The sequence below is a fragment of the Microbacterium sp. DMC48 genome (genome assembly GCF_056313825.1).
The window spans coordinates 740,575-759,623 of sequence record NZ_JBQUZN010000004.1 but is presented as its reverse complement, the minus strand read 5'-3'; the positions used below and the strand labels follow the sequence as shown (position 1 = coordinate 759,623).

General features: G+C 63.8%; 17 protein-coding genes and 1 tRNA gene. 11 read left to right on the top strand and 7 right to left on the bottom strand.

Annotated features, from left to right (window positions below; translation table 11 throughout):
- Window positions 1-20 precede the first annotated feature (20 nt).
- On the bottom strand, window positions 21-761 hold the full coding sequence (locus ACT53O_RS08975) for an anaerobic ribonucleoside-triphosphate reductase activating protein (RefSeq protein WP_135950123.1): 741 nt from the start codon (window positions 759-761) through the stop codon (window positions 21-23).
- Window positions 731-2,560 (bottom strand): ribonucleoside triphosphate reductase, encoded by a 1,830-nt coding sequence (locus ACT53O_RS08970; protein WP_476151942.1) that lies wholly within the window; start codon window positions 2,558-2,560, stop codon window positions 731-733. The genes ACT53O_RS08975 and ACT53O_RS08970 overlap by 31 nt, the downstream gene beginning before the upstream one ends.
- Before the next feature lie 166 nt (window positions 2,561-2,726).
- Between ACT53O_RS08970 and ACT53O_RS08965 the strand changes: the two genes are divergently transcribed.
- On the top strand, window positions 2,727-3,620 hold the full coding sequence (locus tag ACT53O_RS08965; protein WP_476151940.1) for an NUDIX domain-containing protein: 894 nt from the start codon (window positions 2,727-2,729) through the stop codon (window positions 3,618-3,620).
- Window positions 3,621-3,633: 13 nt separating this feature from the next.
- Here the strand turns inward: ACT53O_RS08965 and ACT53O_RS08960 are convergent, their stop codons facing one another.
- Together ACT53O_RS08960 and ACT53O_RS08955 are read right to left on the bottom strand one after the other, a co-directional pair.
- The gene (locus ACT53O_RS08960; protein WP_433720795.1) at window positions 3,634-4,026 is read right to left on the bottom strand and encodes an RNA-binding S4 domain-containing protein; all 393 of its coding nucleotides are present in this window, start codon (window positions 4,024-4,026) and stop codon (window positions 3,634-3,636) included.
- 46 nt (window positions 4,027-4,072) lie between these two features.
- Complete coding sequence (locus tag ACT53O_RS08955; RefSeq protein WP_476151937.1) at window positions 4,073-4,651, bottom strand: GNAT family N-acetyltransferase; 579 nt, start codon at window positions 4,649-4,651, stop codon at window positions 4,073-4,075.
- Window positions 4,652-4,743: 92 nt separating this feature from the next.
- Between ACT53O_RS08955 and ACT53O_RS08950 the strand changes: the two genes are divergently transcribed.
- Window positions 4,744-4,817: transfer RNA gene (locus ACT53O_RS08950), tRNA-Pro, on the top strand.
- Between the two features lie 209 nt (window positions 4,818-5,026).
- Here ACT53O_RS08950 and ACT53O_RS08945 read toward each other — a convergent pair.
- Window positions 5,027-6,193 (bottom strand): tyrosine-type recombinase/integrase, encoded by a 1,167-nt coding sequence (locus tag ACT53O_RS08945; protein WP_476151935.1) that lies wholly within the window; start codon window positions 6,191-6,193, stop codon window positions 5,027-5,029.
- Window positions 6,194-6,731: 538 nt separating this feature from the next.
- Here ACT53O_RS08945 and ACT53O_RS08940 point away from each other — a divergent pair.
- The 9 genes from ACT53O_RS08940 to ACT53O_RS08900 all read left to right on the top strand — a co-directional run bounded on the left by ACT53O_RS08940 (window position 6,732) and on the right by ACT53O_RS08900 (window position 17,694).
- Entirely contained in the window at window positions 6,732-7,571 is an 840-nt protein-coding gene (locus ACT53O_RS08940) for an ATP-grasp domain-containing protein (RefSeq protein ID WP_476151933.1), read from the top strand.
- Window positions 7,568-8,215, top strand: a complete 648-nt coding sequence (locus ACT53O_RS08935) for a hypothetical protein (RefSeq protein ID WP_476151931.1) — start codon at window positions 7,568-7,570, stop codon at window positions 8,213-8,215. The genes ACT53O_RS08940 and ACT53O_RS08935 overlap by 4 nt, the downstream gene beginning before the upstream one ends.
- 280 nt (window positions 8,216-8,495) lie before the next feature.
- A complete protein-coding gene (locus ACT53O_RS08930) occupies window positions 8,496-8,756 on the top strand; it encodes a helix-turn-helix transcriptional regulator (RefSeq protein WP_476151929.1) in 261 nt (86 codons plus the stop codon).
- A gap of 307 nt (window positions 8,757-9,063) precedes the next feature.
- Window positions 9,064-9,921: a tyrosine-type recombinase/integrase gene (locus ACT53O_RS08925; RefSeq protein WP_476151927.1), complete on the top strand. Its 858-nt coding sequence runs from the start codon at window positions 9,064-9,066 to the stop codon at window positions 9,919-9,921.
- A gap of 94 nt (window positions 9,922-10,015) precedes the next feature.
- Window positions 10,016-10,813 (top strand): hypothetical protein, encoded by a 798-nt coding sequence (locus tag ACT53O_RS08920; RefSeq protein ID WP_476151925.1) that lies wholly within the window; start codon window positions 10,016-10,018, stop codon window positions 10,811-10,813.
- Window positions 10,806-11,912 (top strand): XRE family transcriptional regulator, encoded by a 1,107-nt coding sequence (locus ACT53O_RS08915; RefSeq protein WP_476151923.1) that lies wholly within the window; start codon window positions 10,806-10,808, stop codon window positions 11,910-11,912. Before ACT53O_RS08920 ends, ACT53O_RS08915 begins: the two co-directional genes overlap by 8 nt.
- Window positions 11,909-13,351 (top strand): hypothetical protein, encoded by a 1,443-nt coding sequence (locus ACT53O_RS08910; protein ID WP_476151921.1) that lies wholly within the window; start codon window positions 11,909-11,911, stop codon window positions 13,349-13,351. The genes ACT53O_RS08915 and ACT53O_RS08910 overlap by 4 nt, the downstream gene beginning before the upstream one ends.
- A 9-nt stretch (window positions 13,352-13,360) precedes the next feature.
- Window positions 13,361-14,206 carry a hypothetical protein gene (locus tag ACT53O_RS08905; protein WP_476151919.1) on the top strand — a complete coding sequence of 282 codons (846 nt, stop codon included), beginning with the start codon at window positions 13,361-13,363 and terminating at the stop codon, window positions 14,204-14,206.
- Between the two features lie 71 nt (window positions 14,207-14,277).
- Window positions 14,278-17,694 (top strand): DEAD/DEAH box helicase, encoded by a 3,417-nt coding sequence (locus tag ACT53O_RS08900; RefSeq protein ID WP_476151917.1) that lies wholly within the window; start codon window positions 14,278-14,280, stop codon window positions 17,692-17,694.
- Between the two features lie 180 nt (window positions 17,695-17,874).
- Here ACT53O_RS08900 and ACT53O_RS08895 read toward each other — a convergent pair whose 3' ends face one another.
- Both ACT53O_RS08895 and ACT53O_RS08890 read right to left on the bottom strand, forming a co-directional pair.
- On the bottom strand, window positions 17,875-18,657 hold the full coding sequence (locus ACT53O_RS08895) for a hypothetical protein (RefSeq protein ID WP_476151915.1): 783 nt from the start codon (window positions 18,655-18,657) through the stop codon (window positions 17,875-17,877).
- Window position 18,658: 1 nt separating this feature from the next.
- Entirely contained in the window at window positions 18,659-19,048 is a 390-nt protein-coding gene (locus ACT53O_RS08890; protein ID WP_476151913.1) for a hypothetical protein, read from the bottom strand.
- Between the last annotated feature and the right edge of the window lies 1 nt (window position 19,049).

Below are 19,049 nucleotides of genomic sequence, written 5' to 3'. Positions count from 1 at the left end.
TCTGCGCTCCTGCCCCGCCCTCAGCGGATGACCAGCGAGCGGAACCGCTCGACTGGCAGGTCGTCCAAGCGCAGGGGAGCAGCCTCGGCATCCGTCGCGCTCACGCGGGGCAGTGGCTGTCGAGCTCCCGTCTCGCGGAACCGCTGCACGGCCCACGTGTCGACGCCCGCGTCGGCGAGACGGCATCCGAGCTCGCGGAGTCCCGCGTCGTCGATCGCCGCCGGGTGCACGGTGGTGCGCACCTCGTAGTCGAGCGGGTGATCCGATCCAGCGCGCAGCAGCCGGTTGCCGAGCACGAGTTCGAGCGAGCGCCAGGCGTGTCCGCCGCTGGGGGCGCGGCCGGTGACGGTGGCGTAGTCGTCGGGCGCGGCTTTGATGTCCAGTCCCACCCAATCGACGTAGGGCAGCGCACGAGCCAGCAGCCCCGGGTAGGCGCCCGCGGTGTGCAGGCCCACCCGGAAGCCGAGCGTGCGCACCATCTGCATCGCCGGAACCAGCGCGTGCTGCAGGGTGGGCTCGCCGCCGGAGAAGACAACGCCGTCGAGCAGTCCCATCCGTTCGCAGAGCAGGTCGGTGACGTCGGCCCACGTGACGGCGCCCTCCGCCCGCGGATCGATGAGCGCCGGGTTGTGGCAATAGAAGCAGTTCCACGGGCAGCCCTGCAGGAAGACCGTCGCGGTCATCATGTCGGGCCAGTCCACGGTCGAGAACGCCGTGACCCCCGCGATGTTCAGTTCGCAGGCTGCAGCGGTGCGGACCATGTCGCCTCCTCGGCGGGAAGGGCAGCGGAGAAGTACTCCCGCTCCTCAGCTTCGCCCTTCTTCCCGATGTTGAAGCTGGCGATCGGCCGGAAGTAACCCATCACGCGCGTCCACACCTCGCACGCGGCCCCGCAGTCGGGGCACTGCTCGTGGTGGCCGGACCGGTAGCCGTGACGGGGACAGATCGAGAAGGTGGGTGTCACCGTGATGTACGGCAGTCGGAAGCGCGACAGCGACCGGCGGACGAGTTCGCGGCAGGCCTCGGCCGACGGCATCGCTTCTCCCATGTAGAGGTGCAGCACCGTTCCGCCGGTGTACTTCGCCTGCAGCGCCTCCTGCATCTGCATGGCCAGGAAGGGGTCGCTCGTGTAGCCGACGGGCAGCTGTGACGAGTTCGTGTAGTAAGGATTGTCGGCGGTGCCCGCATGGCGGATGCCGGGAAGGCGCGCGATGTCTTCCTTCGCGAACCGGTACGTCGTTCCTTCGGCGGGCGTCGCCTCGAGGTTGAACATGTGCCCGGTCTGCTCTTGGAACTCGACCATGCGCGCGCGGACGTGGTCGAGCAGGCGCGTGGCCAGGCTCATGCCGCGTGCGGTGGTGATGTCGTCGGCATCGCGCGTGAAGTTGCGGACGTACTCGTTGAGGCCGTTGACGCCGATCGTGGAGAAGTGGTTGTCGAGCGTGCCGAGGTAGCGCTGCGTGTAGGGGAAGAGGCCGCCGTCGAGGTGGCGGGCGATGACGGCGCGCTTGGCGACCAGGCTGTCGCGGGCGATCTCGAGCAGTTCGTCGAGGCGGGCGATGGCGGCATCCTCGTCGCCGGAGTGCACGAACCCGAGGCGCGCGCAGTTGATGGTCACGACGCCGATCGACCCGGTCTGCTCGGCGGAGCCGAACAGTCCGTTTCCGCGCTTGAGCAGCTCGGTGAGGTCGAGTTGCAGCCGGCAGCACATCGAGCGGATCATGTGCGGGTCGAGGTCGGAGGTCACGAAGTTCTGGAAGTAGGGCAGGCCGTACTTGGCGGTCATCGCGAAGAGGGCGTCGGTGTTGGGGCCGTGCCAGTCGAAGTCCTTCGTGATGTTGTAGGTCGGGATGGGGAACGTGAAGGCGCGGCCGTCCTGGTCGCCCTCGGTCATCACATCGATGAAGGCGCGGTTGATGACGGCCATCTCTGCGGCCAGGTCGCCGTAGGCGAACGCCTGCACCCGGCCGCCGACGAGGGGATGCTGATCTGCGAGGTCGTCGGGGCAGACCCAGTCGAAGGTCAGGTTGGTGAACGGTGTCTGCGTGCCCCAGCGGGACGGCACGTTGAGGTTGAAGATGAACTCCTGCATCGCCTGGCGCACTTCGTTGTAGCTCAGGTCGTCGATGCGCACGTAGGGGGCCAGATACGTGTCGAACGAGCTGAACGCCTGCGCACCGGCCCACTCGTTCTGCAGCGTCCCGAGGAAGTTGACCAGTTGGCCGAGGGCGCTGGAGAAGTGGCGGGGAGGTGCCGAGGCGATCTTGCCGGGCACGCCGTTGAAGCCCTGTTCGAGCACCATGCGCAGCGACCACCCGGCGCAGTAGCCGGCGAAGACGTCGAGGTCGTGAATGTGGAGGTCGCCCTCGCGGTGTGCGGTGCCCGCCTCGGGTGCGTAGACCTCGTCGAGCCAGTAGTTGGCGATGAGCTTTCCCGCCGCGTTCAGGATCATGCCGCCCAGCGAGTACCCCTGGTTCGCGTTCGCGTTGACCCGCCAGTCGGCGCGGGCGAGGTACTCGTCGATGGTCTCGGCGACGGAGACGGAACGGGGGGAGGTCATGATGATCCTGCCTTCGATATCTAGGGAGGCGAGCTTGGTCTGACCACAATATGTGGGGGTGTGAGTCGCTGTCGCGTCCAGATGTGGGCGTGTCGGGGAGTCATGCGCCGTGCAAAAACTTCGCCACAGGGCGGTCCCTGCCCGAGCGGTGTGACAGGCTGGGCGGGTGACGATCGTGCCTCCCGCCCCCGGCGAGCCGCGCCGCCCCGACGGGCCGCGTGATCCGGGTGACGCGTGGGTCGTGGCCGACGATGGCACGCGCTACTGGGGGCGCTTCGGTGCCGCGGGCCTGCTCGCCGTCGATCCGCAGCGCGGCGTGCTCTTGCAGCACCGCGTGGCCTGGAGCCACTTCGGCGACACGTGGGGGTTGCCGGGTGGTGCGCGCCATCAGGACGAGTCCGCATGCGAGGGGGCGTTGCGCGAGTCGGCGGAAGAGGCGGGAGTGCCGGCATCCGCCGTGCAGCCGCGCCTGATCAGCGTCTACGACGTGGATGTGTGGACGTATGCGACGGTCGTCGCGCATGTCGTCGTGCCGTTCGAGCCGGTGATCAGCGATCCGGAGAGCCGTGAGCTGGCGTGGGTGCCCGTGGATGCCGTCGACTCCTTCCCGCTGCACCCGGGCTTCGCCGCGTCGTGGCCGCTGCTGCGGTCGCTGCTCGAGGTGCACCCGGTCGTGGTGGTCGACGCAGCGAACGTGGTCGGATCGGTGCCGGACGGCTGGTGGAAGGATCGGGCCGGCGCGACCGCGCGGCTGCTGGATCGACTGCGCGCACTGGCGGTGCAGGGAATGGATGCCGGACGGCTGGGGCTTGCCGCGGACGTGTGGTTCCCCGAGCTGCGTGTCGTGGTCGAGGGGCAGGCGCGAGCGGTCGAGGAGGTTCCGGGACTCACGGTGGTGCGCGCCGACGCCGAGGGTGACGATGCGATCGTCGCGGAGGTCGCAGCGCTTGCTGCTGCGGGCCGGAGTGTGGTCGTGGTGACGAGTGACCGGGAACTGCGGGCGCGTGTGGGTGCGCTCGGTGCCGTGACACACCGGCCGTCGTGGCTCGACCTCGACTGAGGTCGCCGGGCGGTCAGTCGTCGTCGATCGCGTAGCCGGTGACAGCGTCGCGTCCGCGCAGGCGGTCGATGTCGCGGCGCTCGCGCTTGGTGGGCCGGCCGGCACCGCGGTCACGGACGGCGAGTTGGGCGACCGGCTCGCGCGGCGGTGTGCGGTCCTCCGCGGCGAGGGCGGCGATCGGTGCGCCGACGCGTTTGGTGAGCAGTTGGCGTACGACGAGGATGCGGTCGAACCCGGCGATGCGCACGCGGATCTCGTCGCCGATGCGCACCGCCTGGGCGGCTTTCGCCTTCTCGCCGCCGATGCGCACATGCCCGGCGCGGCACGCCGTGGTCGCGGCGGAGCGGGTCTTGTAGACGCGCACCGCCCAGAGCCACGCATCGATGCGGACGGACGGCTCGCTCATCCCTCGATTCTGCCCTGTCGGATTCTTCGGCGTGGTGAGCGGGAGATCAGGCCACGGTGAGGGAGACGATCGCGCGCCGGGCGCCCGGACGAGCGACTTCGATGAATCCGGCATCCTCGAAGCTCGATAGCGCGCCATGGTAGAGGTCGTTCGACGACGTCTTCCCCGCGTCGGTGTCGACGGGGTAGCCCTCGATGATCCGTGCGCCGTGGGAGCGGGCGTGCTCGACGGCGGCGTCGAGCAGGCGCCGGGCGAGCCCATGACCGCGGAACTCCTTGCGGACGACGAAGCAGGTGATCGCCCAGACGGATTCGTCGTCGAACGGCTTGGGTGACTGCTGGAAGGCGCGGGTGGCGGCCAGCCGAGGCTGGTCGGGTCGCGGTGAGACTTTCACCCAACCGGCGGCGATGCCGTCGACGTAGGCGATGAGCGCGGATGCCGGGGTAGCCGCGAGGTCTCTCCGCAGCAGCTCGCGACGCTCGTCGGTGGTGGCGGCTTGGAAGTCTTTGTTGCGCAGCATCCACCACTGGCACCAGCACGAGGCGCCGTCGCCTCCGCCGTTGAGGGCGTGCTCGGCATCGGCGAAGCGATCGGCCGATGCCGGCAGGATCTCGATCTGGCTCATGACCAGACCGTACTCCGGACTTGCGACACGCGTTCGCGAGCGCTCCGCGGAACCGGTAGGATAGGGGAGTTGTCCGCGAGCGGACAGCAGACCGGGATGTGGCGCAGCTTGGTAGCGCACTTGACTGGGGGTCAAGGGGTCGCAGGTTCAAATCCTGTCATCCCGACGGAAAAGCCCTGATGAGGAGCGATTTTCATCAGGGCTTCGTCATGTCTGGCGACGGGTTTTCGTTGGTCCCCCTCTGGTCCCCTCGCCAAGGTATCGGCGCCAGCCCGCGGACGGCGGAGGGCGTAGCCGGCTCCCTGGAAGTCGTCGCCTGTGAGTAAGGGGACCAAAAGGGGACCAGAGCATCTGATCGTGGCTTCTGGCTACCCGTCACAGCGACCTCGACGCCTCGCGCCGGCTCGGTCTGCTTGCCTTGGAGGATCGGGCCAGGAAAGCGTTGGCTTGCTCTGCGGCTGATGCAAGGTGTCGGTCGTCGGGGTGCACGTATCCGCGGGTGGTCTCGACGGAGGCGTGGCCGAGGATGTCCTGGAGGACGTGCAGCGGGATACCGGCGTCGGCCATCCAGGTGGCTCCGGTGTGCCGGAGGCCGTGCCGAGTGAGGTCGGGGAGGCCGAGATCACTGACGATCTGGTGCCAGTTGGTCGCGTCCCGCACGGTCGCGGTCGTGAGAGCGCCGCCCTTCGGGCCGACCAGCAGCCTGTCCTCGGGTTCCTTCCTCTCCGTGAGGCGTTCCAGGATCGGGCGGAGCGGGTCGAGGATCGGGACGCGTCGCTCTCTGCGGCCTTTGGTCTGCTTCGTGATGAGCCCGCCTTTGACGGGGTAGGTCTGCCGGACGATCACCACGATGTTCTTATCGAAGCGGACGTCACCGGCCTGAAGGCCTGAGACCTCGGAAGAACGCGCGGCGAGGAGCGCTGCGAGCATAACGAAGTCGGAGTACGACTGGTGAATTTTCCCGCAGGCTTCAGCGAGCCTCGTCAGCGTTGCCATGTCGGGGATCGCATGGGCGCGTGGGGAGGCATCCTCCGCAGGCTGGAGACGGAAGGCGTTGCGGTTCAGGCTGCGCTTGGCACGGTTCTTGGCGGGGTTGATCGGGATGAGCCCGTCACGCACTGCTTCATCGAGGACCCGCACGAGCGGGGCGATGGAGTTCTTGATCGTTGACGCGCCATGGTACTTCTCCCATGCGTCGATGGTGCGGTCGATCATGCCTGCGGTGATCTGCGTCACGGGCAGGTGCCTGAGAGCAGGCAGTACGCGGAGCTTGAGCCCGTACCCGTAGGTCTCCGCGGTTGAGGTGGGGTCGAGGCCGCGCGCCCAGCGGTCGCCGATCGTGGTGACGAACTCGGTGAGCGTCGTGGACACGTCCATGCCCTTGGCCGATGACTGCCGCAGCGAGTCGAAGAACTCATGCGCTGCAGCCTGGTCAGCGACGATCTCGGAGCGGATGATGCGGCGTTTGCTGATCGGGTCCGTCCAGCGGGCACGGGCGCGGATGCCATAGGAGCGACGTTCCAGGTCGGTGGAGATCCTCACGCCGACCGGAGACACCGGCCCGCGAGACAAAGCTCACCTGTCGGAGCGTCCCAGTAGAGTGTGACCATATCCTCTACATCAACTCAGGGAGCTGCGATGAGTACCTCAGAATCTTTATTCGGGATGCTCGCCGTCAGCGGGCAACGTCCGGAGCCTGAGCCGCGCCCTCGACCCGCGCCCTCGACACTTACGGCTACGATCGAGACCTCCGATCACGGGTTCGGATACGTTCCGACGATTATCTCCAGTGTTGGCTGATGTCGCTTCGACCTGCCCGGCGATCACTGTTCGTCGAGCTCGCTCGCTCGTCGCCGATCAGAGCGGAGCGAATGCGCGGCACGGCGACGCTCACCGAGTCCATCGAAACGTCCGATTCTGACGAGTCAGTTGCTCCTCTCGTCTTGACCTCTCGCCAGTAACCTTGTCTCTTGAAGCACCGATCATCATCGGACATCGAGAAGACCCGCACGTTGTAGTAGTTGCAGATGCGCTTATGGCGCGTGGCCACGGACCGTTCATAGTCGATCTGGAGTCGATCATGGATGATGGCGACGGTTCGGGACTCGTGATCGGCGACACCGGTTGCGTCGTGAACGCGGAGGGAGAGTCGATCGACCTCGATCGTCCCCGCGCCGGATGGTTGCGGCGTTTTCACCGTGCTGATTGGGGCCTCGGGGTTGAAACCGGTTCGGTGGAGGCTCTGGAACTGGGCACGTGGCACTCGGCCTACTCATGGCTGATAGATGCGGCCAACGTCAGCTGGGTTACAGAACCGCGTGCGCTTAGAGGCGCTGAGTCGAAACTCACCCAGTGGCGGACGGCGCGGACACTTGGTGTCCCTTACCCTCGAACGCTGGTAACGACGAGCAGAAGCGCCGTCGTGGCTGCCTTCTCCGGGGAGGTGGTGGTCAAGCCACTCGGGACCGGTCAGTTCGTTGCCGACGGCGACGTCAAGACCGTGTACGCGGAACCAATGATGCCGGACGATGATCGCTTGCGCGCCTTGAGTTCTGCGCCCTTCATCATCCAAGAACGCCTGCATGCATCTAGGCACCTCCGCGTGGTGACCGTTGGCGATCGCGTATGGGCGGCCGCTCTGGACGTGCAAGCGAGCGCTCCAGCAGATTGGCGACAGAGTTCGGCGAATCACTCGGATTTCAAAGAAGCCAACGATGTGTCGCCGATCGTTCGGGATGGGGCTGTAGCGGTCGCGCGAGAGCTGGGGTTGGGTTACACAAGTCAAGACTGGATTCAGGAGCCTGATGGCGAGACGTTCCTCATCGATGTGAATCCGGCTGGACAGTGGCTCTTCTTGCCTCGCGTGATTGGTGACGCCGTCGCCGAAGCGATCGCAGATCTATTACTCGTGACGTCATGAGTATGGAGGAGCTTCGTGACGAAGCGCGCATGGTCGCAAGCACAGTAGCTGGACTCCTCTTCGGTAGAACCGTGTGGCTACCGGAAGAGGAGGCGCCCGACACGAAGTGGATTGACGGGACCCACAAGCGAAACATCACTGTCATTCGCGATATCTATCAAGATCGTTTGAAATCCGAATCGGAAGGCGTCGAATCTGTGCGGCGCCGTGCTGAGTTCGCGCTCACCGCGATTATCGCTGCGGTAGGGCTCAGCGCAGGTGCTTTCGAGCGACTTTGGGCTGTCACTCCGGACTCTCCCTGGCCGCTCATCATCTGGAGTATTGGTGTTCTAATCGTCGTCCTTTCTATCTTGATCTTCGGGGGCGTCGCGGTATCGAAGAAGGTTCTAGGCGTCGTGGACGTCAAAGAATTCGCCCACCTCAAGGACGGACAGCGCGAGGAGCTTCGTCAGTACGTCTGGGCAGCGTACGTGACGTCAAGGACACGTCGCGCGATGGTCACGGTCTTCCGTGATGGGTTCCTGATCGCGTTGCTTGGGTTGGCATTGCTCGCAGTCGCTCACGCCGTATCGTGGGCAGTTCCGCTGGATGACACTCCCTCGCCCGTAGTCGTCAACATCATTAGTCCTTCTCCCGCTCCATAAATGGACGTCGAAGTGACTACGTTCACAGGGTTTTGGGTCCTAGAAGGTGCCGGTCGGTGCCAGGAAACCGCTTCAAGTGTCAGAGGTGACATGTGACGACCTGTATCGACGGGTGGGCTGTCTGCGAAGATGGCGAACGGCGGACCTTCTGGGGGGGCGTGGGGTCGGACGCATCGCCCGATCTGCGTGACCCGTCCGTCCCGCAACAGCGGTTGCGTCCCTCGTCTCTAGAAGCCCCCGGACGGCATCGCCGCGTTTCATAGCCTTTGAGACTGGAGGGATGAACGAAGAACAACGGTCCAACCCTCACGGTCTCGAACCGCTCCTGAACATCGACGAACTCGCCGGCTACCTCGGCGTTCCCGTCTCCACTATCTACGACTGGCGTACCAACGGCAAAGGCCGCCGCGCCTACCGCCTCGGCAAGCGCATCATGTTCGGTATCACCGTCATCCGCGCCTGGATGGACACCATGCGCGAGCCCGCCGCCCCTACCGGGGCCGCCACTTTTCCCGGAACGGGGGAGGGCGCACGTGGGTAGGCCCCGCACGCCGATCGGCACCTTCGGAGTCATCGCCACCAGTGCCCAGTCGAACGGCAACCACGTGGCCCGCGCTCGGTACCGAGACTGGGACGGCAACAACCGGCTCGTTCAGGCCACTGGTCCCTAACGAGCTGCCGCGGAGCGCAAGCTCAAGCAGAAGCTCGCCGAACGCTCCCTCTACCAGCCCGGTTTCGACGGCATTAGCGCCGACAGCTCGTTCCCGGAGCTCGTCACCTACTGGCTGGAAGACATGGAGATCGAAGACCGCCTCTCACGAACCACAAGGAACCTCTACTAGCGCGACATGCGCGCCCTCGTCCTCCCCGCGTTCAAAGACCTCACACTCCGGGAGATCGGGGTCGCCCGCTGCGACTACCTCCTCAAGCAACTCGCCAAGCGCAGCTACAGCCGCGCCAAGCACGCCCGCGTCGTCCTCCGCCTCGCCCTCGCCCTCGCGGTCCGTCACGAGATCCTGCCTAGCAACCCGATGGATCACGTCTCCCGGCTCCACCGGAAGAAGACCATCCCCGACGCGTTCACAATCGGCGAGGTGCAGGACATCCGGGCGGCGATCAAGGCTTGGGAGTCCCGGCGGGTTCTGGCGGGACCGAGGCCGGATCGGCAACTCGGGCAGATCGTCGAGGTCATGCTCGGTACCTCTGCGCGCATCGGCGAGGTCCTGGCCATCCGACTCCAGGATCTCGATCTTGATGGCCCGATCCCGACAGCGAGGATCGCCGGGACGATCATCAGCCGCAAGGGTGAGCCGACCCACCGGCAGGATCATCCGAAGACGGATCGCTCGGTTCGCCGCGTCGCGCTGCCGTCATTCGCGCTGCAGGCGATCCGATCACGGCTTCTGCGTAGTGGCGAGACGGAACCAGGTGCGTTGTTGTTCAGCACGCGGATGGGGACGCCACACACGACAAACAACATCCGCCGACTCCTGCGCGATGTGATGGACGAGGCCGGAATCGAGAACGTCACCCCGCACCGCTTCCGCCGCACCGTCGCCAACGACGCCCAAGGCGCGCTCCTCGCCTCCGAACTCCTCGGGCACACCGACCCGCGGATCACGATGCAACACTACATTCACCGAAATGAGACCGTGAACCCCGCCACCGCCGAGCACCTCGAGCGAGCTTTCGGAAGAGCGGGGTGAGGACCCGTGACGCACGAAGCAAATTAGAAGACACAAGACACGCTGGTAGTAAAAACTAATGCGCAACTTACTGACCTGGGTGTAGGCTGACCTTGTGACTGCTGAAGACGACGCCATCGCGAGCCTCCGGACCTCCGGCCTCCTCGACGTGCTCGCGTGGGCCGCGCCAGCAGCCTTCGCCGCCACCGATCAGATTTATGACGAGGACGCCGGACATGACCAGGGAGTCATCGGCTACCTGAACTTCAAGCACCTCAAGGATCTGATGGACCGCGCGACCTCGAACGGGCGGTTCGCTCTGGGAGAAGATGTGGATGGAACTGGCTCAGATGTTCTCGAGCGCGGTATCGCTCCCGAGGCGTTCCGGTCTATGCCGTCACTTTCTCCCGAGGCGATTGCGCGGCGCAACTACCGGCAGTCACCAGGCTGGGCAGCCGACGGGCACCGTGTGCTGCTGCAGTCCTACACCTTCGGCCGCATCGACGACATCAAGTGGGTGGAGCGCAGCGATGCCAAGCGCCGAGTCGCCTCCCAGCAGTTCATCGGCGGGAACACGCTGTTCGACGACGCCGACTTCGGTCTGGAGTCGATTCCCGGTATCCCTGATGATGACGAGTTCGTCGGCGTGACGCTCGTGGCGGCACATGCCTTCAACCCGATCACTAAGCATTTCGAGGTCTACCTCGGCCAAAGCAAGAACCCCGTTCATCCCGAGGACTCCTGCTGGCACTGGCGTCAGTTGCTGCTTTCAGGCGGAGCTCCGATGGTCGGCACGGGTGTGCGTGTGCCGCCCGCCCTGCCTGGGGATTCGGCATCGACCAATGTGGACGATGTTGTCGTGCGAATGAAGAAGCCGCTCGCGGGCGAGGGGGCGGGCGCGGCGAATGGATAGCCCGCGTCGGCCGTCCCAGACGCTCGCCGCCGCCGCCTCATTTTTCAACGGCGAGCGTCTAGCAATGGCGCGACAACTCGCAGGGCTAAAGAAGGCGCATCTCGCTGCCCTGATCGAAATGTCGCCGGCTTCAGTGACAGCGTGGGAGAGTGGCGCGAAGCAACCCAACCGGGCCACTGTGGCGAAGCTGGCGCTTGCCCTGAAGGTCGAGCCGCAGTTCTTCGGCGGAGGCGCCCCGCCACGAGTGAACAAGCCGCACTTCCGGTCGCTCCGCTCCACCCCGCAGATCGCTCAGGATGAAGCCGAAGCGTATGGGCAGTTCGTCGCCGAGGTGACCGGCATGCTGGAAAACGCCGTCGAGTTTCCGGAAGCGCTGCTGCCCGATCTGCCTGTCGACCCTGAAGAGGGCACAACAACTCCGGAAGAGGCGGCCAGGGATGCCCGTGAGTTCTTCGGCGTCGGCCCAGGACCGATCCAGCATGTGATCCGTCTCGCCGAGCGCGCGGGCGTAGTCGTCGTCTTCAGTGAGCCGGGGATTGCGGCTATCGACGCCTACTCCCTGCACACGGCCACGCGGCCGATTGTCGTTCTGAATCCCGCCAAGGACGACTACTACCGGCAGCGGTTCGACGTCGCCCACGAGCTCGGGCATCTGATCATGCATCACGACGCCGAACCCGGCGGGAAGATCGCTGAAGAGCAGGCTCATCGATTCGCATCCGAGTTCCTCATGCCTGCGGAGGAGATCGCCCCGTTCCTGCCGAGTTCTACGGCTGGCCGTGCATGGGCACAGCTCGCCGAGCTCAAGGAGCATTGGGGAGTCAGCCTGGCAGCGCTGCTGTACAGGGCTCGTGCACTCGGCATCATGGGCGACGTCTCATACCGGAACGCCATGATTCGTATGTCACAGAACGGCTGGCGCCGCGCCGAGCCCGGCCGGGTCGCATCACTTGAGATGCCCTCGATGCTGCCGCGCGCCCGTGAGGTCATGAGCTCCTCAGGGATCGACGACGACAGATTCCTCTCGGGATTGGGGCTCCCTGCCCATCTCTACGAGATAGCCGCATCTCGCGTTCCGCTGACCGGGGATCGATCGTGAGATTCTCGGAAGCCTTCGGGATCGAGCGCTCCGAGGCAGACGACTGGTTTGATCCGCACCTCACCATCGACACCAAGCTCTTCATTGACCCGTTGCTTCTTCTCGAAGCGGGCGGCAAATGGGCACAAGCGCACAACGAGCTGATCGCCCACTTCGTCCACTGCTACGGCCTCGTCGCCAGGGCAACGAGCAGCACCTCGGTGTCAGCACAGGCGGCGCGGCGACTGCTCACTTTCCCGGAGCCCTTCGAGCTCGGCCTCGGATATACGGCCGAAGGAACCCGCGGTTCCGGCGCCGGCGATCGCTTCGCGGCGCGGATGGCCGACGGTATCGCCGTTGCGATCGCCGCCGGCCTCGGGCAGCCCGAGCACATCGAGGAAATCGGCATCCTGAACGAGGGAATCGGGGCGGATCGGATCTCCGATGCGACCGCCAATGTCATCAAGAGCCGCCTGATCGCATACACGCAGGCCATCGCAATGCACCACAACGTCCCCCTCGACCAGCACAAGGTCCGGCATGCTCGTGTCAGCTTGGATAGCGCCAGATGGCATGACGAGGACGTTGCCCTTCCCACCAACCCTGTCACTGGGCGCCCGGTGATCCTCGTCCCGGCGTTCATCCTCAATGGCCTGCCGACGCTGAACGCCGATGACTGGTTCGACTCCCACTTCAATGACGACATCCGCCTGTCTCTCAACCTCCAGGTCGGTCAGGCAGTGACTAAGGCGAGCATCGTCGCTTTCGCTCGCCAACACCCCGATCGAGTCCGGGACTGGGCGCGAGCCCAGACCAGCCGGGAAGACCTCATCGGCTACGACTTCGGCGCTGACCCGCTCGGCGTCGTCCAATGGGACCGGGAACCGGCACAATACGCCGCTGAGCATCCTCTCCCGCCGCGCACGATCACAACTCACGATGATCTCGTCGACCTCGCCGCCGAAGTCGTGGAACAGTTCCGGCATTTCATCGAAGACCAGCGAGGCTGGAGCCTGCTGTGGAACGATGATGGCTCCGAGAAACCCGAAGAGGCAGCACAGCTGGTGTTCCTGGGCATCGCTCAGCAGTACCTCCGGCAGTTCGATGTCGAGCTCGACCGCGAAGTAGAGCTCGGACGCGGTCCGGTTGATTTCAAAGCATCCTCAGGCACATCTGCCCGTCTGCTGATCGAAGTCAAGAAGCTCCACAACGGCAGGTTCTGGAACGGGCTGCGGTACCAGCTCCCGAGCTATCTGCAATCCGACAACGCCACCAAAGGCTGGTTCATCGCGCTGCAATACCGGAGCAACAAGGCCGCCGTGGACCGCCTCCGCGCACTCCCTGCCGAGGTGTCCGAAGTCTCGACTGCGACCGGCAAGGAGATCCGCTTCACCGCGGTCGATGCTCGCCGACCGCTCTCCGCATCCAAGATCAACGGCGATCCGCAACTCGACAGATAGGTCGTCATTATGAGTTCACCAGCCTTCTTGACTCCGCTGCTGACGCTTGAAGAAAGCGATGGCAAGTCGAAGGTTGAGTACGTCATCGGTGGCGAGCAATTGGTAGATGATGCGCGCGACCTTGCCGCCGCGATCATCGCTGACGATGCGATGGTCGTTGCATGCGGGAAATCACCGGTACTCGACCGGTGGCGCACGCGTCGTGACGGGGGCGCACCCTCAACGGGAGCACAACTAGAAGCCGTCAAAGCATTTGTTTCCATCGGTTTCGGCCTTCCGGATGCTCCGAAGCCCGCCGATCATGTACAAGGGCACGTCGCGGAGTTGCTCTGGCACCGCGTCGTGGCCGAGCGTACATCCTGTCGGGACGGACGCACTCTCGTAGAAGCGCCACCCATCAAGGCCGATGCACTCGAACCAGGGGGAGATGGGCTCGTCGTCTACGAGGACTCTGGCGGAACCCTCGTTTTCCGGCTCTGGGAGATCAAGAAACACGACGCAGATGCTCGGGTATCGAAAACGATCAACCGGGCGGCGAAACAGTTGCGCAAGAGAGGCCACCACTACCTTGCCAAGTTCGTGGGACCGGCGACCCTCACTGCTGAAGGTGCCCTGGGGGAGCTTTACGACGGCATGGTTGACCTCTGGTTCGAACGGAGCGCAAGAGCAGGCGTGGGGGTCTCCGTAGGGGCGTCTCTCGAGCATCGCCCACGAAACAGCAACACGTTCAAATCGCTCGGCACACAATTCCCGGAGTTTGTGGCGGCTGGACAAACCGAGTCAATCGTTATTGCGCTGCCGAACTTTCCTGATTTTGCCTCGAAGGTAAAGGAGATCGTATGGAGCGGTCTCTAGACATACATCTACTTGGGGAAGCGCTCGCGGGTCGCTCGGGTCTCCCGACGGCTGAGCGCTTACAAGAGCGCATGGCGCAGGCTGAAATCGCCCTAGTGCTTAATCGTCCATCTGTTGACGAGAAGCTAATTAAGACAGCATGGTACTTGCATGGCGTGGCATCGGTAAGTGATGCGCGCCAACGTTACTCGGCAGCTCGCCAACGTCAAGCGTTCTTGGTGAGCGCCCATATTTTCGATCTCGCTCTGGCTCACAATGACTGGAGCGATGAAGATCGCCTATCAATCGGATTTGCTGCTGCGATCGGGTATCGCCGAGGTGGTCGTGACCCAAACGCGTCCGCGATCATAACCCGACTTCAGCCCCTCTTAGGTGGAGCAGATAGTACGCAAGAGCCGTCACTCGAGAATCTCTCCATGCGTGCCGGACTCGTATTTTTGAGCTTCGATGCTAAACGAGCCTTCGGCTGGCTGGCTCGGTGGCGCAGATACTTCGCATCAATAGCACAGCAGTCGGCGATGGATAGCCTGCACTCAACGGCCCTCGGTTCGCTGCAGACGCTCGTCCTGGCTGTGGAAGACATACTCTCGTACCTGACTCGTGGAGACTACGAACGCTACAGTCAGGGGTCTCAACGACTGCGGGAGGTAGCGACTGGCGAAACCGGGGGCGCTTCGCTCGACGCGCGATGGGTCGCTACACATCTACTGAACTTCGCGACCATCGCGGAGGCAGGCTCACCCTGGAACCCGTCGATCCTGCCGCCAGACGTACCGATCGCCGTACGCCAGGCTTTCGCGGTTGGCAGCCCTGCCGTGCTGACGCTCTGGGAGCCGCAGCGAGAGCTGCTCACCGGAGAGCCATCACCGTGCTCGCAAGAAGTCAAGCGAATGGTACTTTCCGTTCCCACAAGCGGGGGGAAGACGCTCGTCGCCCAAATGCTCGCCGTCGCGCATTTGGCGCAGACGGACACGAGTATCTGCTTTGTCGTGCCAACAAGGAGTCTTGGTCGAGAAATTCGGCGCGCGATGAGCGCACGAGTCCGTATTCTCCAGAAAGAGGTCGGAGCGGAGAAGACTGACTTCTCCGCCTGGCTGGAAGAATTGGGCCTCTCGCTTTCGGAGGCTGAGCAGGCCGACGTCGATGTTATGACCCCGGAAAGACTCAGTCATCTCCTGAGAAACGACTTCGAAGCGGTACTCGACAAGTACAGTCTGTTCATTTTCGATGAGGCACAGTTGTTGAAGGAGAAGGGGCGTGGCTTCGTGCTTGAATCCGTGATATCTGCCCTGAACCTGCAAACACAGGGCCGACCGCATCGCATAATCCTCCTTTCGGCCGCGATGGGAAACGTCGGTGGGATCGCTCAGTGGCTTGATCCAAACGGCGGTGCCCTGAGTCAGACAAGTGACTGGCGGGGGCCCAGGCGACTGCATGCAGTCTTCAATACCGAAGCGCAATGGGATCAGACCGTCGTTGAAGGAGGGGCCGGGTCCGTGTGGCCCTACCGGCACACCACACCGCTCTCGGGACTGATCCGATTGCGGCTCGGAAACGGGAGCACCAAGTCACTCCGCACTCAAGGAGACACGGGTTGGCGTCTAGTCCGAAAGTCGAAGGACGGGGGAGAGCGTCCAGTCGAAGTGAAAGTTGATTCTTCACGAAACACGAAACACTACTCGATTGCCAGCGGCATGATTACCGCTCTAGGGCACGCAGGATCGGTACTAGTTGTTGCGTCAACAAAGAAGCAAGCCCAGACACTCGCTCGTGGCATTGCGGACGAGCTCGATGAGCAACCGCACCTGGCCGCGCTGGTTGACTTTGTACGCCAACAGTTGGGCGACGCACATCCACTCGTCGGCACCCTTAGGCGAGGCGTGGGATTCCATCATGCAGGGTTGCCCGTCGAGGTGCTCGAAGCGCTTGAGGCTGCCGTGCGAAGTGATGATCTCCTCTATCTGACTTGCACTTCAACGCTCACGGACGGGGTGAACTTGCCGGTCAGGACCGTCGTCCTATACGACACCCCATACCCAGACCAGCCCGAAGATACCCGCTTACGCGGTGCCCGGCTCGTGAACGCGATGGGACGGGCAGGGCGGGCAGGACGCGAGACCGAGGGCTGGATCGTACTAGTAAGGGCGGCCTCGCCGAGCAGTCAGGACTTCGCCGACCTCAACCCTGACGATCAGGACCTAGAGGTCACGTCCTCCCTGCTGACTGACTCCGCACTCCAGGCTGTCGCCGAACTCGAAGGTGTTCAAAGGGCCGACGCCGACGCAGTGTTCGCAGCCAACGGTGCGGCCGCGGACTTCATCAGCTTCGTCTGGATGATGCTAGCCGCGGCCGAGCGGGAACTGACCAGCCCAGAGACGGTCGACCTCGACACGGTGGTGAGGTTCACCCTGGCAGCAAATCAATCCACCCAAGCTAGAACTCGATATACACGACTCGCGGGGCGAGCTCGGGAGGCGTATGTATCTGTCGATTCCGCTGCCCGTCAGAGATGGTCGCGGATCGGCTGCTCTATCGGTTCCGCTCGTAAGATTGATGAATGGGCGTCGCAGATTGCCCGTGCCCTGATCTCCGCAGACGTAACTTCTGTCTCTACGGCTCTAGAAGCGGTGGGAATCCTTCGTCCGACGATCGCAGAGTTGCTCCGGCTTCCTGAAGCACCTCAATGGGGATTTCGCGAGTCTGTACAGGGCGCAACTCTAGATGTAGATGCCGCCGATGTCTTGCGCGACTGGCTCGAAGGTGCTTCGCTACCGCAGCTGGCAGAGAGTCACTTGGGCGCCGTCGCCGATCCAGCATGGAGGATTGAACAGATAGTCACTGCGACCACAGAGCACTTCGAGCACTATCTGTCGTGGACAGTTGGAGCGCTCATCGACCTCGTAAACACGCACCTGCAAGCAGCCGGCGGCGACGAACTCGTTTGTCCAGAACTCGGCGGGTACATCAGATACGGAGTCAGCTCGCCGGTCGCGCTCGCACTCGTGACCGAAGGTATTCGTTCACGACGGATCGCCAACCTAGTGGCAAGTCGCTTCGATCGGGTAGCGGAACTGGACGTGGTGAGAGAGCATCTGGCATCACTCGGCGTGTCCGGCTGGCGCCAAGAGTTTGCCGCATCGACCTCTGAGGTAATTGATCTCCTCGACTTTACGCGTCAGCGACGGCGAAGCCTGCTGAAGAACTTGCTCGATCGCAATCAGGCGAACGTGCCCGTCCACCTCCAGGCTGCGCCTACTACAGGATCTATCCCGCTACGCCTGGCGGAGATAGAGGGCGAGACCCATCCCGCTCCGTTCGGCCTCTACCAAGGCGTGCAGCTGTTGGGGACGATCTCGGCCAAAGACCACTCAGATATCCAGAGCATTTTGGACACGGGGTTTGCGCTTCGAGTCGAGCTTGAGCATCCCGACGGGCATGACCAGTTGCAGATCACGTTGCTTGATCCCCTTGATGATCGCCTCTTCTGACCCCCACATGGGGGACCAAACGCATGCAGCTCATGCGCCTCGTGACATCCTCTGCATTATCTGAGGCCTAGAACTGCGCGAATTCGGACCTCGACGACGCCGTTTGGACGCCTCGCGGTCAAGTTCACGCTGTGGATGCCGGGCTGAGCCGATCGAGCGTTCGTTCCTCACGCCCAACGATTATTGAGGAGACCTGCTATTCAGTGAACTTGTGTCGGCCGCGACCAGCCCGATCTGATTGGCTGCGTGCTCGACCATGGAGCGGACGGTCGCAATCAAGGCTGGCACCTCGTCGGCTGTTACTCCTAAGACGCCGTCGCCGTACCTAGCGGCCCCTCGTTCTCGCCGGAGCCGCTGGAGCGTGGCGAAGAAGCCTTCCGGGGCATTGCCAAGCCGTTCGTTCTCACGCAGCCATCGATCTCGCACGTTGTGGAACTTCGTCTCCTGCGACTGCGCGAGCATCTGCGCCTGAACGGTGAGTTCCGCCGCGGAGAGGAGATTGTCGACGGCTGGTCGCAGCGCGACCTCCCGGACCGCTTCGACTACGTCGAGGTAGTCGTCAGCAAGGCTGAGCAACTCCGCACTGCGCTGTTTGTTATAGCGCAAGTCGAAGGCAATGTATGCGGACTCGCCGACGATGATGTAGGCCAGCCATCCGCTGTTCGGGTTGACATCGACAGGCCAGAAGGCTTCGAGGCTGCTGATGTTCGCTGCAGTGACCGGCTCGCCCTTCTTGATGGGCGCCGACGCGACCGCCCGCGCCTGCAGCGACACCTCCTCGTTGATTCGGACGATCGGTGCACCACCCGATGGCGGGAGCTCAACCACCGCGCGGTACACGAGCGCCCGCGTGAGCTCGGTTGCGCGCTGTTCGAGGTCGAGATCAATCCACGTTGCGAAGAGGTTCTCGACGAGATGTTCACCGAACGTCTCTTCGCCGCCAGGAAGTTGGAGATCGCTCATGTCAATGCAGAAGGGTGACAGGTAGTTCGGCCTGCGTATCGTGACCGTTGACGTGTGCGTAGGCCGCGATCGTGCCCACCGCGTCCAGGCCCAGACTTGCGTCGTGGAAGTGCGCCGTCACGGCATCCTTCGTGGCCGTGACGGACGTGGCCTCGTAGTTGGCCTGGGTGGCACTGGCGTTGTCGAAGACCCACGCCGTGATCGCGTCGCCGAAGCGAACGCCGAGTCGTTTTCCGCCGTTGCCGGTCGGGTCGCAGTAATAGACGCCATAGCCGAAGAACTCGACATCGCCGACATCGACTGGCTCTCCGAGCCCCCACGTAACGGTGACGCTGTCGGTTCCCACTTCTGCCAGCACGGACGTGACTGATCGGGGTGTATGCGTGGTCATA